The organism is Pantoea sp. CS_6, from assembly GCF_041954745.1.
In the GTDB taxonomy this organism is placed as follows: Bacteria; Pseudomonadota; Gammaproteobacteria; order Enterobacterales; family Enterobacteriaceae; genus Pantoea; species Pantoea stewartii.
This window is the reverse complement of sequence record NZ_JAVAYG010000016.1, coordinates 37,067-54,431: the sequence shown is the minus strand read 5'-3', so window position 1 is coordinate 54,431 and position 17,365 is coordinate 37,067. Positions and strand designations below refer to the sequence as shown.

At 50.1% G+C, this 17,365-nt stretch carries 13 protein-coding genes; 8 read left to right on the top strand and 5 right to left on the bottom strand.

The window, feature by feature from the left end:
* A partial coding sequence (locus RAC90_RS19515; protein ID WP_375124684.1) for an ATP-grasp fold amidoligase family protein occupies positions 1-686 on the top strand: 686 nt, incomplete at its 5' end.
* On the opposite strand, the gene RAC90_RS19510 is transcribed toward RAC90_RS19515, so the two are convergent.
* The 3 genes from RAC90_RS19510 to RAC90_RS19500 form a co-directional block, all read right to left on the bottom strand.
* On the bottom strand, positions 642-1,727 hold the full coding sequence (locus tag RAC90_RS19510; RefSeq protein WP_058709011.1) for an ATP-binding protein: 1,086 nt from the start codon (positions 1,725-1,727) through the stop codon (positions 642-644). The genes RAC90_RS19515 and RAC90_RS19510 overlap by 45 nt on opposite strands.
* Positions 1,724-2,422: a response regulator gene (locus tag RAC90_RS19505; protein WP_033739419.1), complete on the bottom strand. Its 699-nt coding sequence runs from the start codon at positions 2,420-2,422 to the stop codon at positions 1,724-1,726. Before RAC90_RS19505 ends, RAC90_RS19510 begins: the two co-directional genes overlap by 4 nt.
* A 187-nt stretch (positions 2,423-2,609) precedes the next feature.
* Positions 2,610-3,140: a GNAT family N-acetyltransferase gene (locus RAC90_RS19500; RefSeq protein ID WP_033739417.1), complete on the bottom strand. Its 531-nt coding sequence runs from the start codon at positions 3,138-3,140 to the stop codon at positions 2,610-2,612.
* 649 nt (positions 3,141-3,789) lie between these two features.
* On the opposite strand from RAC90_RS19500, the gene RAC90_RS19495 reads away from it, so the two are divergent.
* Positions 3,790-6,891, top strand: a complete 3,102-nt coding sequence (locus RAC90_RS19495) for a multidrug efflux RND transporter permease subunit (protein ID WP_375124683.1) — start codon at positions 3,790-3,792, stop codon at positions 6,889-6,891.
* Positions 6,892-7,167: 276 nt separating this feature from the next.
* On the opposite strand, the gene ompC is transcribed toward RAC90_RS19495, so the two are convergent.
* The gene (ompC, locus tag RAC90_RS19490; RefSeq protein WP_033739413.1) at positions 7,168-8,271 is read right to left on the bottom strand and encodes a porin OmpC; all 1,104 of its coding nucleotides are present in this window, start codon (positions 8,269-8,271) and stop codon (positions 7,168-7,170) included.
* A gap of 995 nt (positions 8,272-9,266) precedes the next feature.
* Between ompC and RAC90_RS19485 the strand changes: the two genes are divergently transcribed.
* The 5 genes from RAC90_RS19485 to RAC90_RS19465 all read left to right on the top strand — a co-directional run bounded on the left by RAC90_RS19485 (position 9,267) and on the right by RAC90_RS19465 (position 15,598).
* On the top strand, positions 9,267-10,226 hold the full coding sequence (locus RAC90_RS19485; protein WP_375124682.1) for a hydroxyacid dehydrogenase: 960 nt from the start codon (positions 9,267-9,269) through the stop codon (positions 10,224-10,226).
* 4 nt (positions 10,227-10,230) lie between these two features.
* On the top strand, positions 10,231-10,929 hold the full coding sequence (locus RAC90_RS19480) for an RraA family protein (protein WP_172912828.1): 699 nt from the start codon (positions 10,231-10,233) through the stop codon (positions 10,927-10,929).
* 74 nt (positions 10,930-11,003) lie between these two features.
* The gene (locus tag RAC90_RS19475; RefSeq protein ID WP_375124681.1) at positions 11,004-12,398 is read left to right on the top strand and encodes a DASS family sodium-coupled anion symporter; all 1,395 of its coding nucleotides are present in this window, start codon (positions 11,004-11,006) and stop codon (positions 12,396-12,398) included.
* 13 nt (positions 12,399-12,411) lie between these two features.
* Positions 12,412-13,575 carry a metallo-dependent hydrolase gene (locus tag RAC90_RS19470; RefSeq protein ID WP_205955594.1) on the top strand — a complete coding sequence of 388 codons (1,164 nt, stop codon included), beginning with the start codon at positions 12,412-12,414 and terminating at the stop codon, positions 13,573-13,575.
* A 139-nt stretch (positions 13,576-13,714) separates the two neighbouring features.
* The gene (locus tag RAC90_RS19465) at positions 13,715-15,598 is read left to right on the top strand and encodes a sigma 54-interacting transcriptional regulator (RefSeq protein WP_375124680.1); all 1,884 of its coding nucleotides are present in this window, start codon (positions 13,715-13,717) and stop codon (positions 15,596-15,598) included.
* Here the strand turns inward: RAC90_RS19465 and RAC90_RS19460 are convergent.
* Positions 15,588-16,493, bottom strand: coding sequence for a LysR family transcriptional regulator (locus tag RAC90_RS19460; protein ID WP_033739403.1), 906 nt, complete (start codon positions 16,491-16,493; stop codon positions 15,588-15,590). The genes RAC90_RS19465 and RAC90_RS19460 overlap by 11 nt on opposite strands.
* 98 nt (positions 16,494-16,591) lie before the next feature.
* Here RAC90_RS19460 and RAC90_RS19455 point away from each other — a divergent pair, with 98 nt between their 5' ends.
* Positions 16,592-17,185: an NAD(P)H oxidoreductase gene (locus RAC90_RS19455; RefSeq protein ID WP_375124679.1), complete on the top strand. Its 594-nt coding sequence runs from the start codon at positions 16,592-16,594 to the stop codon at positions 17,183-17,185.
* Positions 17,186-17,365: the final 180 nt, after the last annotated feature.

The following is a 17,365-nucleotide window of genomic DNA, read 5'->3' as shown; positions in this document are numbered from 1 at the left end:
CACTCATTAACACGTATAAAAGCACCAAAGAGATTACGTTAAACCGTTTACCCGCGACTTTCGTTTTGAAATGCAATCACGACAGCGGCAGCACGATAATCTGTAAAGACAAAACGACGTTCAATATCAAAGTCGCTTTACTGAAGCTGGATTTAGCGATGAAAAAGAATATGTATTACACCACTCGGGAATGGCAATATAAAAACATCTCGCCGATGATTCTCTGTGAAGAATATATTGAATTGTTTGCAGGCCGTGAAAGAAGTACAACGCCTGAGATGTTGCGTATCCATTGTTTCAACGGTAATGCCAGCATTATTGAGGCGGATTTTACGGATGAGCAGGGCAGGGAATATGTCAATGTCTACAACAGAAAGTGGGAACTGCAGCCTTTCCAGATTGACTATCCTCATCATCCTGCGCCGATAGCCGAGCCCGCGTTGTTTTATCGCGCACTCTGTGCCGCGCAGGCGCTGGCAAAAGATATCGACTACTGTCGGGTCGATTTAATGCTGAAAGATGACAGCCTGTATTTTAGTGAAATCACCTTAACGCCTCAGCGCGGCAAGCTCAAAATAATGCCTCTGGAATGGGACGCTAAACTCGGCGCGATGTGGCAACAGAAGCCGTATCAACCCACCTTATCCTGCCGATCTGCCCTGGCGCGCAACTGGCCAGCGCAATAAAAACAGCGAACCGCCCTGAGAAGACGTTTTATAGCCGATATCGCCACCGTGAGCCTGCATAATTGCTTTGGCGACCGACAGGCCCAGCCCGCAGCCTGTCGGATTGGCCGTACGGCCTGCGATACCACGTTGAAACGGCTCGAACATATGACGCTGGAACTCTTCGGCTACGCCCGGCCCCGCATCTTCCACCTCAATAAAGTAGGCGCTGTCCCGGACACCGCTTCGCACAGCGATCGGGCCTGGCGTGGCGTAATTGCGTGCATTATCAAATAAAATCGTCAGGCACTGAATAATTCTCAGGGGATCACAGTGCGTTATCGCCTGCGTTTTCTCCATGACCAGAGTGAATCCACGTTCACGGAACGGATGGCAAAACGCAGTACTGACGTTCTCCAGGATATCGCTAAACGGGACAGACTGGATATCCAGCGTAAACGAACCCCCTTCCGCCGCGCCGACAACGCGAAGGTCGTCGATCAGACGAGATAATCCCTCAGTCTGCCGCAAAAGGCTGATAAATAACGGGGGTTCAGGCTCAAAAACGCCGTCGACCAGCCCCTGCAACCTGCCGCGCAGAATAGTCACCGGTGTGCGAAGTTCGTGGGCAATGGCCGCGTTCCAGGACTTCCTTTCGTTGTCCAGGGTCTGCAGTTTTTCCGCCATGTCGTTAAAGTCCCGGACTAACAGATTGACCTCGCCCAGGCGACTCTGGCTGCTGGCGGCGCGCGCGCTTAAATCACCCTGAGAAATACGTCGCAGGCTGGCGGCCACGGAACTTAAGGGGTGAAGGATTTTCGCGGTGAGTTTAAACGCAAACAGCAAGGCAATCAGGATGCAGAGAGAGGAACTGATGGCGATCCAGACCCAGTCGAAGACCGTCATATTTTCGCTGTTGCTGGCGGATAAGCCACCAGGGATATGATCAATGACAAAGCTGTAGAACAGATAGGAGCCCACCACCGCAACAAAAATAATGGCTAAGGCCAGAGTCAGCATAAACAAAAGAATTTGCCGACTGAGCGCTTTGTCTTTATTCACTTCTGTTCACCCAGCCGATAGCCCATGCCGCGAATACTTTCCGGTACGCCTGATATGCCACAGTTTTCGAATTTTTTGCGTAATTTACTCATGTGGCTGTCGACCGTTCTGTCCAGCGTATCGCTTTCAGGTAAGCAGGCGTTCAGCAACTCTTCCCGACTAAAAACTCTACGTGGGTATTTTGCCATGTGCGTCAGCAGTTTAAATTCTGTCGTGGTCAGGACAGGCGTCAGTGTCTGACCGTTGCTGTGGATCTCCACATAAAACTCATCGGGATAAAGCGTCATGAAACGGGTTTTAATCAGGTTATGCGGTGCCGCCTGAGGGTTGGCGCGGCGCAACACCGCCTCGATACGGGCCACGACCTCAGAAGGATTAAACGGTTTAACGATATAATCGTCCGCACCCAGCCGAAGCCCCATGAGTTTATCGATATCCTGGTCCAGGGCTGTGACCATGATGACCGGCGTATTGCTCTCTTTGCGCAATGTTGAAAGGACATTCCAGCCATCAACGCGGGGCAACTGGATATCAAGCAGCACTAAATCAGGCTGCAGGCGGGTGATCAATGTGAGGGCTTGCTCACCGTCGGCCGCATGGACGGTTCTCATCCCGGCTCGCTTGATGTAACTCATCAGGATATCGGAGATTTCAACATCATCCTCCGCCACCAGGATTAATTTGTCGTTATTCATGACGCCCTCAACATCAAAGTCAGAAACGGTTGCCGGTCAATGTCACATCCACACCAGAATGCGTCGCCTCGCAATCGGCACAGTATGTCAGTCGCGGCAGACCAGCAAAGCACACTGCGACATAACAGACATCAGGCCCTTGACGCATACAGCATGATGAGACCGCAGGAGGCTCGCAACAGTTCACTCACCACTCTTTTTGCAGCAGGGCAAAAACCAACGTGTCCTCATACACAGGCACACCGTCTTCCTGCGTAAAACAGACATACTCTTTGAAGCAGCCTTCCAGGCGCATCCCCAGACGGCGGCATAGCGCTTGTGAGCCTGCATTATCGCTTGCAACATACGCATAGAGGCGGCGGACGTCCCTGACGTTAAAGAGATAAGTAAACAGACAGGTCGTGGCTTCCAGTGCAAAACCCTGTCCCTGATAGTGTGGATTGACATACCAGCCAACGCTTAACGTATTGTCATCGGGCTCGGCCTCACCAGAAGCAAACAGATGGCCGATCACGGCACCCGTTTCTTTTAAACAGATGGCATATTGCGTGTCATCATCGCGCCTTTTTGCGGCTTCCTCTCTGGCGGCGGCCATGTCTTCCAGTTTTTCATCGTAAAAGCATGCGGGCTGGGGATCAGACAAATAAGCAAACAGCGCTTCGGCGTCGTCCGGCATAAAACGCCGCAGGATTAATCGTTCTGATTCTGCTATTTGCATAACGCACCTTTACGTGAGGAAATAGAAGCGATAATAAGGACAGATGAAGCATTTTTAAAAGGCTGCACTGTGTGAAAACTGGCGCTATATTACTGTTGATGGTTTGATGTTGTCCATCGTATATAAGCCATTCCCCCCGTTTTTATTTAATGATTTTCTTCTCCATATTCCCTCCATAAAAATGACATCATGGCTCATTGTTCGCGCGTTAAGCTGTAACTATGCGCATTATTATGAGACCGTTCGTGATGAGGCCAGGTATTTTAATCAGGTTAAGTTATTGCTGTTTATTTTGGTCATTACTCGCGACAGGAATAAGTCCCGCATCAGGCCTGTCTCAAAAAATTTATCGTGTTCCCCACGCAAAGCCGACGGTTATTGCGCTTTATTATCCAAAAAAAACGCTCACCGTTCACGCGTGGAACCGGCATTTTTGGCAGGCCGTCGCGACAAACGCCACAGCCTGGCGCGGCGGTCGGGTTACCCGGCTGTTATATAAGTCCGTTGTCCATCGGCTGACTGAAAACTGACGGTGGAGCGCGTCGGGTGAAATGCATCCCACAGATGCGCACAAAAGGGCGTCATGCGCTGAATAACACCTGATCAGATGCAGCAGGAACACACCTTACTTATTTTCTCAGGGTAGAACATGCCTCAGTTTTTTATTAACCGCCCCGTTTTTGCCTGGGTAATTGCCATCTTTATTATCGTGTCTGGCCTGCTCGCGATTCCAAAATTACCGGTGGCCCTGTATCCGTCTGTCGCGCCGCCTACCATTACCATTAATGCCTCTTATCCGGGCTCAACGCCGGAAACGATGAACAACAGCGTGATTGCCCTGATTGAGCGTGAGCTTTCTTCGGCGAAGCACGTGCTGTATTACGAATCATCCAGCGATACCAGCGGCATGGCTTCCATTACCGTGACCTTCGCGCCGGGAACCGATCCCGAGCTGGCGCAGGTTGACGTGCAAAACCGTATAAAAGTGGTGGAGCCTCGCCTGCCGCAGGTTGTGAGACAGAATGGCCTGAGCGTTGAAGCCTCAGGCGCAAATTTTTTGATGATTGTCGGGCTGACATCGAAAGACGGTAAGCTGACTGACGCCGATCTGAGCGATTACTTTTCCCGTAACCTCTCCGAAGAACTGCGCCGGGTGGAAGGCGTGGGCCGCGTTCAGCTGTTTGGTGCCGAGAAAGCGATGCGGATTTGGATCGATCCCGTCAGGCTGAGTCAGTATCGTCTGTCCGTCAGCGATATTAACCGGGCGGTCAGCATCGAAAACGCACAGATTGCGCCAGGCCGGACCGGTGATTCACCCGCTATCCCCGGTCAGCAGGTCAGCTATCCGCTGCTGGTCACCGGGCAGCTCGGCTCACCTGAGGCGTTTGGTCATATTACCTTACGCGCCAATCCCGATGGTTCGCGCGTCATTCTGTCGGATGTGGCCCGCGTCGAACTGGGTTCCCAATCCTATGGTTTTGCTACGCGTGAAAACGGTCACGTGTCGACGGCCGCGGCCATTCAGCTGACGCCGGGAGCAAACGCCGTTAAAACCGCAGACAGGATCAGACAGCGCCTGAATGAACTGAGTAACGCCATGCCCGAAGGCATGACCTACAGCATTCCGTTTGATACCACGCCGTTTGTAAAAATCTCCATTGAGAAAGTGGTTCATACCTTTATTGAAGCCATGGTGCTGGTCTTTCTCGTCATGTACCTGTTTTTGCAAAACATTCGTTATACCTTTATCCCGGCTATTGTGGCTCCGATTGCCCTGCTGGGCACATTTACCGTTATGCTGCTGTCTGGCTTCTCGGTCAACGTACTTACGATGTTCGGTATGGTACTGGCCATAGGGATCATTGTTGATGATGCCATCGTCGTGGTGGAAAACGTCGAACGTATCATGGCGGAAGAGGGACTGGGCCCGAAAGAAGCGACCCGGAAAGCGATGAAAGAGATTACCGGCGCGGTCATCGGCATTACGTTAGTGCTGAGTGCCGTGTTTATCCCGATGGCGATGGCAAGCGGGTCGGTCGGTGCGATTTATCGCCAGTTTACGCTGACAATGGCTGTCTCTGTCTTGATCTCGGCATTTCTGGCGCTGAGCCTGACCCCCGCCCTTTGTGCGACATTGCTCAGGCCTGTCAACCAACACGCGCAGCAGAAAACAGGATTTTTTGGCGGATTTAACCGCCAGTTTGCCGCCATTACGGCGCTGTATGGTCGCGGCGTCAGTCGCTTACTGAAACGCGTCGGCAGTGCGCTGGGGGTTTACGCGGCGCTGTGTCTGCTGCTTTTCCTGGCGATGAAAAATCTGCCTTCGTCCTTTTTGCCTGAAGAGGATCAGGGCTACTTTATGACGTCCATTCAGCTACCCTCGGAAGCCACGGCAGCGCGCACGTTAAACGTGGTTAAGGCTTTTGAACAGGCGGTGCTTTCACGCCCCGCGACGCAATCGACCATCGCCATTCTCGGTTTCAGCTTTGCCGGATCCGGGCCCAACTCGGCGATGGCGTTTACGACTTTAAAAGGCTGGGACGAACGAAACGGCGCGACCGCCTTTTCTGAAGCGGCGCATGTGCAGGAACAGATGGCGATGAATCCTGAAGCGGAAACCTTCAGTTTGATCCCGCCCGCCATTGATGAGCTGGGAAACTCCTCGGGCTTTACCCTGCGTCTGCAGGATCGCGGTGGTAAAGGCCTTGCTGAACTGAAGAAGGCTGAAGCGCAGTTGCTCGCGCTGGCGGCAAAAAGCCCGGTGGTCCGCAACGTTTATGTCGATGGCCTGCCTGACGGACAGATGATCCGACTGAATATTGATCGCCAGAAAGCCTTCGCGTTGGGCATCTCTTTTGAGGAGATCAGCCAGACGCTCTCGGGAGCGATCGGTTCGCTGTACGTCAATGACTTCCCGAACCGCGATCGTATGCAGCAGGTCATCATTCAGGCGGATGCGAGATATCGCATGCAACCGGACGACGTCCTGGCGTTATATGTGCGCAACGCGACAGGCGGCATGGTGCAGATCGGTGAGTTTGTGCAGGCTCAGTGGGAAACTGCCCCCTTGCAACGGGTGCGTTATCAGGGCTACCCGTCAATAAAAATCACCGGTAACCCTGCACCAGGCTATTCAAGTGGCGATGCGCTTAACGAGATGGAACGTCTGGTAAAGCAGTTGCCTGAAGGGTTTGCCCTTGAGTGGAGCAGCGGATCGTTACAGGAGCAGCAATCTGCATCAGAAGCGCCCGCGCTCATGGTGCTGTCGATGCTGGTGGTCTTTCTGGTGCTCGCGGCGCTTTATGAAAGCTGGTCAGTTCCGATATCGGTCATGCTGGTCGTCCCGCTGGGACTGCTGGGAGCGGTACTGATGGTCAGCATGCTGGATATGCAAAACGACGTCTTTTTTAAAGTCGGGATGATCACTCTCATCGGGCTGTCGGCAAAAAATGCCATTTTGATCGTCGAGTTTGCGAAACAGATTCACGAAAGTGGTAAGGGGCTGGTCGACGCCACCTTAGCGGCTTCACGTATGCGTTTGCGGCCTGTTCTGATGACATCGCTGGCGTTTACCTTGGGTGTTGTACCGCTGATGCTGGCCACAGGGGCCAGCGCGACAACGCAAAAGGCGATTGGAACGGGCGTGTTTGGTGGCATGATCAGCGGCACGTTACTGGCCATCTTCTTTGTTCCGCTGTTCTATTTCTCGGTCATGAAGGTCGTGGAGAAACTGACGCGCAAGCGGTCTTAACAGTGTGCAGGGCCGCGTGGGCAAAGGCCGCCTCCTGGCGTGAAAAGCACAGTGGAGAAGACCAACGCCTTCTGCATTGTCGCCGGGAGGCGGGCGGAGCGTAAATAACGGACGTGCCTGTTTCGTTCGTGGATCTGGATTGTGAACGGGCCGCCCCACCAAAGATGCTGTCCGGTCAGTGCCGTGAGCGCCACTTGTGAAACCGCAGAGCGATAAAAGCCGCACCATAAAAAAAGCCAGCGCAGAAAGCGCTGGCTTGATACGCGTACACCGGAATCAGAACTGGTAAGTCAGACCCACGGCCAGGATATTGTCGGTTGAAATACCGGCTGCCTGAGTAAAGTCGGTTTCATCAAGCAGGTTGATCTTGTAATCGATGATGGCTGACATGTTTTTATTGAAGTAATAAGCCGCGCCCACGTCGATGTATTTCACTAAATCCCGATCGCCATAGCTTTCAAGATCTTTCCCTTTTGACTGCAGATACGCGATGCTGGGGCGCAGACCGAAGTCAAACTGGTATTGTGCAACGAGTTCAACGTTCTGGGCTTTATTGGCGTAGCCTGGATTGCCATTACCAATGCGGGTAGCATTGTATGTCTGTGTATATTGGGCTGCCAGGTAAATAGCATTGGCATCGTATTTCAGGGCGCCTGAATACGTTTCAGCATTATCGCCTTCGCCCAATGCCAGGCCGTTCTGGTCCAGCGTACGCTTAGAATGCGAATAGGCGACACCGAAATTCACACCTTCTGGCAGAGCATACGTTACAGCCGCGCCATAGCCATCGCCATTCTGTTTCACTGCATTTCGGTTGTTATTGGTGAGACTGCCGCCTTCAGCGTTGGAGCCCCCATTTCTGCCCTGGTACTGCAAGGCAAAATTAAGGCCGGAGACCAGGCCAAAGAAATCGGTGTTACGATAGGTTGCCAGGCCATTGGCACGTTGCTGCATAAAGTTATCCGAGCCGTAGCTGTCACCGCCGAACTCTGGCAGGACGTCGGTCCAGGAGGTGACATCGTAGACGACGCCGTAGTTGCGGCCATAGTTGACCGAACCATACTCACCGAATTTGAGCCCGGCGAAGCCTAAACGTGTCCAGGACTGGTTTTCAGACCTTTCATCACGGTTCGCCTGCATATTGTATTCCCACTGACCAAATCCAGTCAGTTGGTTAGTAATCTGTGTTTCACCTTTTACTCCGAGACGGGCATAGGAGTTATCCCCACGTCCGTCGTTATCACTGGTGAAATAGTGCAGCCCCTGCATTTTACCGTAAAGATCAATTTTATTACCGTCTTTGTTATAAACTTCCGCAGCATTTGTTACGCCTGCGGCGAATAAGGTGGTAACGGCCACTGCAACTAAGTTAAGTTTCATTAAAGAAATCCTTTTAATTATGTTTTATCTCGACCAGAGCAATTGAAAAGTATGGTGCGCTTAAATAGCGCGTTATTTTTAAAATAGAATGCAGTGTAAATTCAATAATAAGTTTCCGTAAGATCTTGTTTGTTTTTGTTTATATGATCCCGATCCAGTAATCAGTGATTATTTGTTATCACTTTATTATGCTGTTTGATTTTATTGTGATATTTATTTTGAATGTTTTTGTATATATTTTTACCTTGGCGGTGTTTGTTGTTACTGCTTCTTATTTTTACTTTTTGTTTGAATTTTTATGGGTGTCGCTGTGATGGTTTATGTCATTTTTTGTATCGATCAGAATTCGTAACTAGCATGTTAATTACAGAGGCATATCTTAAGTAATAGTTAAAGCTGTATCGAATTATATTATTAAAATTTGAGTGAAAGGCAGCGTGAATAGTGTCAAGAGAGAGGTATTTTGCAGATGACACTAACGCTGTAATAAAGATTCCTTAAAAATGCCCATCAAGCCTCCTGACGCTGTTGCAGCATCGGTTAAAACATCGGGCCTGATCGTTTTCTGTATTAGCCTGCCAGCACAAAAATGGAGCAGGTTGCTAAGCGTATTCATTTTTTTAGGTGACGCCTTAGAAAGGCACGCGTAATTAAAGCGCGTTTTTATCATACCTGTACGGATTGCAGTAATAATAAGTCTGCGTCGATGCATCAGATGTTCATAGATGATGCGGTGTTGATGTTTAATTCGCTGTTAACGTATTCACATCTCGCATTTCAAAATGAACTCACTATCCGAAATGGGTTTTCTTTTTGAAATTCTCATTTTTTATTTCGTGACGCATTTCACTTTTACCCCTTCACCTTCTTTTACGGCCAAATAAATTAAATCCTTTCTTCTCAGGCGATTGCATTATTTCTTCTGTTTTTTTATCGGGTCTGGCACGGCGTCTGCAAACAATAACGTTGTCGCGTATAACACTGGAGATAATGGCATGGCTTATAAAATTTTACTCCCACAGGAAATTATGGCGGAAGGGAGAGCGTATCTGGAGAGTCGGGGCTATGAATTAATTACGGGCTCTGGCATGGAAGAGGAAGACATTATTCGTGATATTCCCGACTGTGATGGCATCATCGTTCGGCTTTCAAAAATGTCTGAACGTGTATTTAACGCCGCGAAAAAACTCAAAGTCGTCGCACGACACGGCGCGGGCTACGATACTGTCGATCTTGAGGCCGCGAAACGTCACGGTGTTGTGGTGCTGAATGCGCCGGTGGCGAACAGCATGTCCGTGGCCGAACTGGCTATTTTTTACATGCTGCACTGTTCCCGCAATTTCAGGTTGGTTGAAGAGAAAATGCTTGAGGATTACTACTGGGCAAAATTGCGCACGCCCAAAGTGGAACTGGATGGCAAAACGCTGGGATTAATTGGTGTAGGCAATATTGGCTCGCGCGTCGCTGTTAAAGCCTTACGGGGTTTTAATATGAAAGTGATTGCATACGATCCCTATAAGACGCAGGAACAAATGCCAGACGGCGTTGAACGTACAGATGATATTGACCGTATTTTCAGCGAAAGCGACGTTGTCTCTTTGCATTGCCCGACAACGGCAGAGACCCAGAATTTCGTCGGAGAAAAGCAATTTGCCATGATGAAACCGACGTCTTACTTCATTAATACTGCGCGCGGCAAACTCGTCGATGAAAAAGCGCTGTATCACGTCCTCAGTCACCACCTTATTGCCGGCGCAGGTCTGGACGTCTTGAAGAAAGAGCCCTTCGACGCCAGCGATCCGATTTTTTCACTCAGCAATGTTGTTATTGGCCCTCATATCGGTGCCGCAACGAAAGAAGCCACCGACAGAGCCTCACTTCATACCGCCATAGGGATTGATGAGGTGCTGTCGGGTAAAAAACCAACCTGGCCCGTTCCTGGCTTTGGAGAATAATAAAATGACTATTGGAAATCGTATTTATTTAAAACGTCCTGCAGGTAAGCCTGATTTACTCAAGGAATACGCGCAACTTCCCGCTGCGAATATCGCCGATACCATGAATCGTATTGCGGTGTTGGGCAACGGTATCAGGCGGATTTCTTCCCCTCAAAAACCGGTTATGGCGGGTTATGCCATTACGGTGAAAGCGCGCGCGGGCGACAACCTGATGTTGCATGCCGCACTGGATATGGCGACGGAGAATGACGTTATTGTCGTATCTAATGAAGGTGACCGTTCGCGAGCCCTGATGGGCGAAATCATGGTGGCTTACGCGCATCACTGCAAGAAGATCGCTGGCATCGTGCTGGATGGCCCCATCCGCGACATTGATGCTTTGTCACAGTTGGATTTTCCCCTTTTTGCTACAGGGTCAAATCCGGCCGGTCCGTTTAAAGAAGGTCCTGGCGAAGTGAATACACCTGTTGCGGTGGGTGGCGTAGCCGTGTGCCCTGGCGATCTCATTATTGGTGATGCGGATGGCGTAATTGTTGTTCCTTTGCATGATGCAGAACCCTTACTCGAAAAAGCTAAAGCGTATGCAGCATTCGATGCGAGCAAAGTTGAAGCCGCAAAAAACGGCACGGCAAATCGTGAATGGGTCACCAAATCACTGGAAGAAAAGGGCGTTGAATTAATTAACGACGTATTTCGTTAGTCGACCAATATAATATCCATTCGCTCAAACCACGGGAGTCATGCTCTCGTGGTGATAAGCAAAGGTAAAAATATATGTTCTCTTTAAAAATCTTATTGATCGTGTTTTTCCCGGTTTTATTCTGGCTCTTGCCTAACCCTGACGAGATTTTCGCCACGACCTGGCATATGGTCGGTATTTATCTGGCGATGTTATGCGGGCTGGTATTTCGGCCTTTTACGGATGCGATTATTATGCTCATTATCCTCGGCATCGCATCTGTTTTTATCGATCCCCATATTCTGTTTGCAGGTTATGGCACGGCCATGGTCTGGTTTATTATCAGCGCCTTTATTATTTGTAAGGCATTCGTTATTACCGGACTGGGTAAACGTATCGCCTACATCTTACTGAAACGCTACGGCAGAAATACTCTGACGCTGGGTTATCTGATGATGGTTACGGACACCGTGCTGGCTCCGGCCACCGGCTCGAATATGTCGCGCTCTGGCGGTATCGTCTATCCCATTTTCCGCAACATTGCTGAAGCGTTGGGCTCAAAACCTGACGAGGGTAGCCGCCGGATTGGTTCCTACCTGACGATTCTGATGTATGTCGTATCAATGGGAACATCCAGCTTGTTTTTAACCGGTATGGCCACCAACGCTATCACCGTGTCACTGGCTAACGAAATTATGAAGGTCGATCTGGACTGGATGACCTGGTTTAAGGCGGCCATTATTCCGGCCGGATTAGTTCTGCTGCTGTGTCCCTGGATACTTTATAAAGTTTATGCGCCTGAACTGAAAAAAATTGATAACGTCAATGAGATCGCTGAACAGGGACTGCGTGAACTCGGGCCGGTGAAGCGCGAAGAGAAACTGCTGATCGTGTTTTTTATTCTGGGCGTTTTGGGATGGATGACCGGCTCAGTAACGGGTATTCCTTTTATTCCGGTTGGCTTTGCATTCCTTGCCTGCTTGTTGTTATTTAAAGTGCTGAGCTGGGAACATGTGGTCAGTGAAAAAGCGGCCTGGCAAACGTTTGTCTGGTACGGCGCGTTCTATGGATGTGCTGTCGCGCTGTCAAAAGGCGGGTTCTACGTTTTCCTGGTGGGGGTGATTAAAAACTACCTGGATCTTTCTCATCTCAATGAATTTAGCGCAATTGGTGTGCTGATTTTTATCAGTCTTGCCGTACGTTATTTCTTTGTCTCAAACAGTGCGTTTGTCGTTTCTTTTTATCCCGTGTTGTTTACCCTCGGCATGACGACGCAGGCCAATCCAATGTACGTTGCATTGTCGTTGGCGTTTTCAGCAGGCTACGGTGCTCTCCTCACGCATTACGGTAACGGAGCGGGGGTTTTTACCTTCTCCAGTGGCTATGTGCCGCAAAAAACCTTCTGGCTGTTGGGCACAATGATGGTGCTGTTTAACGTCATTGTTTATTTCCTGCTCGGCATTCCTTACTGGAAATTCATCGGTATCTGATCGGAGGATAAACATGAAACTGGATCTTCGTATCAAAAATGGCCTGACGATAGACGGCCACGGCCAGAATTATATTCAGCGGGATGTGGGCATTATGGGGGATGTTATCGTTGATCTTACCCAGGTTGACGGCATTGAAGCTGAAACTGAAATTGATGCCGCAGGCTGTATTGTCCTTCCCGGTTTAATTGACTTTCATACTCATGTTTTTCATGGCGGAACGGCTATCAGCGTGAATCCAGACATCATTTGTTTGCCCAATGGCGTAACCAGCGTGGTTGACGCTGGCAGTAGCGGTTGGGTCAATTATGGATTGTTCCGTAACAGTGTGATCAACACGGCTACGGTAAGGATAAAAAGTTACTTAAATGTAGTAAATGTAGGCCTGTCTACGCTGGGTGGTGGGCCGACGGGATATCTGGAAAACACGAACCCGGCCAATTTTAATCGGGAAAAAATAAAGCAGGTTGTCAGCAAAAATGCAGACAATATTCTGGGCCTGAAGCTGCGCTACAGTCAGGATATTGCGAAAGGCAAACCCTACAGCAGCGATCCTTTTCTGACCACCGTTGCGCTGGCACGTGAGCTGAATACCTCGTTATGCGTGCACGTCACGGATTCCCAACGCCAGGCGGACGAACTCATCCCGCATTTCAACCCGGGTGATATATACGCGCACTGCTTTCACGGAACGGGTCACACCATCCTTAATGAGCAGGGCGAAGTGTACCCGTCGATTCAGGCAGCCCAGCGGAAAGGCGTCATCTTTGACTGTTCAAATGGCGTGGCGCATTTTGATTTTAATATTGCCCGTCATGCGATGGCGCAGGGATTTTATCCCGATATTATCAGCACGGACTTAACGCAGCGTAACAGCCTGCGTACGAATAAGGTCTACAGTCTGCTTCATGTCATGTCAAAATACCTGAATATGGGTATGTCACTGTTTGATATCGTAAAAGCGGTCACCAGCACCCCTGCCAGGCTAATGAAAATGCAGGGCCAGATCGGAACGCTCACACCGGGGGCATTTGCCGACATCGCCGTGGTTAAAATACGTCAGGAAAAAACCATTTTCGAAGACACGAGGGGCAATCAGTTACAAGGCGATCGCTATATTGATAACTGCTTAACCATCAGTCGTGGGCAGATCTGCTATCGCCGTCTGCATGTTTAATCACGCCTTATCCGTTCGCTCAGTTTTGGAATATTAACGCCAGGTGGCTTTTACGTGCCTGCACATGACGTCTGTCAATATAGGGGCAGACGTTATCTTTATACTTGTTCAGCGCGTTATCGATATAATCGGACTGTTAATGAAGTTCAATGAAATTGTCATTTTCTCTGTTTCAAAAACCATTACTCAGCGTATCTCTAATGTGCTGTTTGAAAAACAGCTAGAATTACCCGTCTACGAAATAGGTTATTCAGATGTGCTGGATAAAGCGAATGAAATGATTCGCGCCGGCACCAGAATCATCATCAGTCGTGGCGGTACCGCTGCCTTACTGCGCAGCAGCCTGGCCATCCCGGTGGTCGAAATTGCACATGATTTTCAAGGCGTGAACCGTATTCTGCAGGAAGCAAAAATCAAGTCACAGAAGATTGCTGCGGTCGGCTTTCCCCAGTTTTGCCACGCGCTTAAGCATTATCAACATATGACTCATGATAATTTCAAGATCTGTCAGGTCTATAATCATTACGATATCGATAATGTCGTCAAAAGCCTTGCGGAAAATAATTATCAGGTCGTGATTGGCGGTCTGACCGTTGCTGAAATGGCCAAAAAATATGGTCTGAAGGTTGTAATGGGGGATACCGATAATATCTCTATTGAACAGGCCATTAACGAGGCCTTCAGCCTGTTAAAATATATTAACCAGGAAAATCTGAAGCTGGAGATAAGTCAGTCCGCGATAAATCAGTCACGGGAAGGCATTATGTGTCTCGACCCGATGGGGACTGTTGTCACAATAAACAGCAAAGGAAAAGCGCTTTTTCAGTGCCGCGTCGGGGAGAAAATATACAAAAAAGAAGGATTCAAAGACGTATACAATGCCATTATTGACGAGTCTGACGTCAGCGATATGACCCTTGAACTTGACGGTGAACGCATTTCTGTCGCGATAAAGCATTACTGTAAGCGGCAGGAGAGCTATTCAATCGTGACCGGCTGTCTGCAATCGCAAGCCCCGTGGCGAAACATGGTCAGTAAAAAGCGAAAACAGCGTGCATTTTATACCCGTTACACCTTTGATGACATTGTTGGTGAGTCAGCCAGTATTAAGTCAGCGATCGAAAAAGCAAAGCGTTGTGCCAGCCATGATGCACCTGTCCATATTTTAGGTGATACCGGTACGGGTAAAGAATTGTTCGCTCAAAGCATTCACCAGCACAGCACCCGAAGCCACAGCCCGTTCATTGCGATTAACTGCGCGGCGATTCCTGAAAGTCTGCTTGAAAGTGAACTGTTTGGTTATGCTGACGGGGCATTTACCCAGGCCCGGAAAGGGGGCAAGCCCGGTATCTTTGAGATGGCGATGAAGGGCACCGTATTTATTGATGAAATCAGCGAGGCCCCACTCAACGTACAGGTCAAATTACTGCGTGTGCTACAGGAAAAACAGTTTGTTCGCGTGGGCGGTGATGGGCTGATTGCGGCGGATTTTCGACTCATAACAGCAAGTAATAAAGATTTGAAGGCGCAGATAACCATGGGCGCTTTTCGTCAGGATCTTTATTACCGTATCAATATCCTCACACTCCGGCTTCCCGCGCTGACTGAGCGTAAAGGTGACGTTGAACCTCTTATCCGGCATTTACTTCACCAGCAGGGAAAAGACAGGGTCTTTTCGCCGGATGCGCTGGCGTATTTAAACCGTTATCACTGGCCGGGGAATATACGAGAACTGCAATCGGTCGTGTGCAGACTGGCGGTATTTCATCAGGGCGGTACGGTCGATAAATCGACCGTGATCTCGTTGCTTGAGGATGAGCAGGTACTCAATAACGTGGTGTATGAATCATCCTCTTTGGCGTGCATAGACGCTGAAACCGATCTTCTGAAAAAACAGGAGCGCCGGCTAATTATTGACGTGATGGCAAAATGCCAGGGTAATAAAACCCAGGCGGCGGCAATGCTGGGGATCAGTGCGACCACCTTGTGGCGTAAGCTAAAAGCGTATGAGATCAGCGGCTGAACGTCGACAACGGTGCCGCTTTGATATAGTCAATAAACGTCCGCAATGCCGAAGACATATACTGGCGATTAGGATAATAAAATTGCAGGCTGGGCCGTTCCGGTAACCAGTCCTCCAGTACCGAGATCAGACTGCCGTTTGCCAGATGATCTTTCACCTGCTCGTAATAGAGATAGCCGAGCCCCGCCCCCTGCAGTACGGCATCCAACTGTGAATCCATGTCGTCAAGGATGATGTTTCCGCCGGGAAGAAGCGCAAACTGGCCGTCCGGTCCGTTGAATTCCCACTGATAAATCCGGCCACTGCGATGACGAAACATGACGCACGGGTGCACGTCGATTTCGCGTGGATGCGTGGGACGAGGATGACGGGCAAAATAATCGGGACTGGCCGCGACCACCAGTTTGACTTTTGGCCCTACCGGCAGGGCAATCATGTCTTTTTCCAGCGTACTGCTCAGGCGAATGCCCGCATCAAAACCCTCTTTCACAATGTCGACCAGCCTGTCTTCTGTCGTGATTTCCACACGAATATCCGGATAGCGCTGGCTAAACCCGGTGACCAGCGGAATCAGCACCAGGCGTGAGGCAAGGCGCGAGGCATTGATTTTCAGCACGCCCATCGGCGTCTGGCGATAGCAGTTGGCTTCATCCAGCACCATGTTGATTTCATCGAAAGCGGGGCGTAAACGTTCAAACATACGGGCGCCGGCTTCGGTGAGTGACACGCTGCGCGTGGTACGGTTAAACAGGCGAATTTTCAGCCGCTGCTCCAGTTGCTTAATCGCGTGGCTGACTGCCGATGGCGACAGTCCGAGTTCATCACCCGCGGCGCGAAAACTGTTGTGCCGGGCAACGGCAATAAAAGTCGCGAAGTCATAGACGTTCAGTTTCATTGGTGAAAATCTCTCATTAACCCGTCTCAAATCATACGATTCCCACAGCAATGTCGCGAGCGTATGGTGCTTTCGTCAGCACAAAAATGAGGTGAACGATGAAACAACATGTCTATATCGTCTGGTCGCACCCGCGCAGGGATTCGTTAACCGCGCAGATGGTCCAAAGCCTGCGCCAGCGCGCAGAGGCGCGCGGCGCCCATGTTACTGAACTGGATTTGTATCGCAGCGATTTTGATCCGGTGTTACGTGTCGAGGATGAACCTGAGTGGGACAACCCGAATAAGCGCTATTCGCCAGAGGTCCACCGCCTGTTTGCTGAACTGGACAATCAGGACATTATCTTCTTTGTCTTCCCGGTGTGGTGGTACAGCTTTCCGGCCATGTTGAAAGGCTATCTTGAGCGCGTATGGAATTATGGCCTGGCCTATGGTGAGCAAAACCGGTTAACGGCAAAAACGGTGCGCTGGCTGGCGCTGGCGGGCGGCTCCCATCGGTCATTTATTAAATATGGCTGGGAGAAAAACATCACCGATCATCTTTTGGGCGTTTCGGCTTATCTGGCGATCCGCGATGTGGACGTCCATTTCCTCTACAACACGTTAGGGGTTGAGGAGGCCATTGAGGATGACGTCAGCCACTATGCACAACTCTTTGAGCAAATGTATGCGGTGGTAGACAGCACGGTTTAACGCGAAGCAGGGCGCCAACAGGCGCCCTTTAACATGCTCACCCGTACAATGAACGACGCGCGGGGTGCTCTGCTTCGCAGTGCCCGTTTTGCAAGGCGCGAGCGTGCCCTTTACGGCCGTTTAGCGGGAAACGGAGGCGCGCGTTGACAGCGCTGCGACGTTAACCACGGTGATGATGGT

What these genes read in the sequence shown, in the direction of transcription:
- RAC90_RS19505 (WP_033739419.1), bottom strand. Translation starts at nt 2,422, where the DNA reads ATGAATAACGACAAATTAATCCTGGTGGCGGAGGATGATGTTGAAATC.
- RAC90_RS19500 (WP_033739417.1), bottom strand. Translation starts at nt 3,140, where the DNA reads ATGCAAATAGCAGAATCAGAACGATTAATCCTGCGGCGTTTTATGCCG.
- RAC90_RS19495 (WP_375124683.1), top strand. Translation starts at nt 3,790, where the DNA reads ATGCCTCAGTTTTTTATTAACCGCCCCGTTTTTGCCTGGGTAATTGCC.
- ompC (WP_033739413.1), bottom strand. Translation starts at nt 8,271, where the DNA reads ATGAAACTTAACTTAGTTGCAGTGGCCGTTACCACCTTATTCGCCGCA.
- RAC90_RS19485 (WP_375124682.1), top strand. Translation starts at nt 9,267, where the DNA reads ATGGCTTATAAAATTTTACTCCCACAGGAAATTATGGCGGAAGGGAGA.
- RAC90_RS19480 (WP_172912828.1), top strand. Translation starts at nt 10,231, where the DNA reads ATGACTATTGGAAATCGTATTTATTTAAAACGTCCTGCAGGTAAGCCT.
- RAC90_RS19475 (WP_375124681.1), top strand. Translation starts at nt 11,004, where the DNA reads ATGTTCTCTTTAAAAATCTTATTGATCGTGTTTTTCCCGGTTTTATTC.
- RAC90_RS19470 (WP_205955594.1), top strand. Translation starts at nt 12,412, where the DNA reads ATGAAACTGGATCTTCGTATCAAAAATGGCCTGACGATAGACGGCCAC.
- RAC90_RS19465 (WP_375124680.1), top strand. Translation starts at nt 13,715, where the DNA reads ATGAAGTTCAATGAAATTGTCATTTTCTCTGTTTCAAAAACCATTACT.
- RAC90_RS19460 (WP_033739403.1), bottom strand. Translation starts at nt 16,493, where the DNA reads ATGAAACTGAACGTCTATGACTTCGCGACTTTTATTGCCGTTGCCCGG.
- RAC90_RS19455 (WP_375124679.1), top strand. Translation starts at nt 16,592, where the DNA reads ATGAAACAACATGTCTATATCGTCTGGTCGCACCCGCGCAGGGATTCG.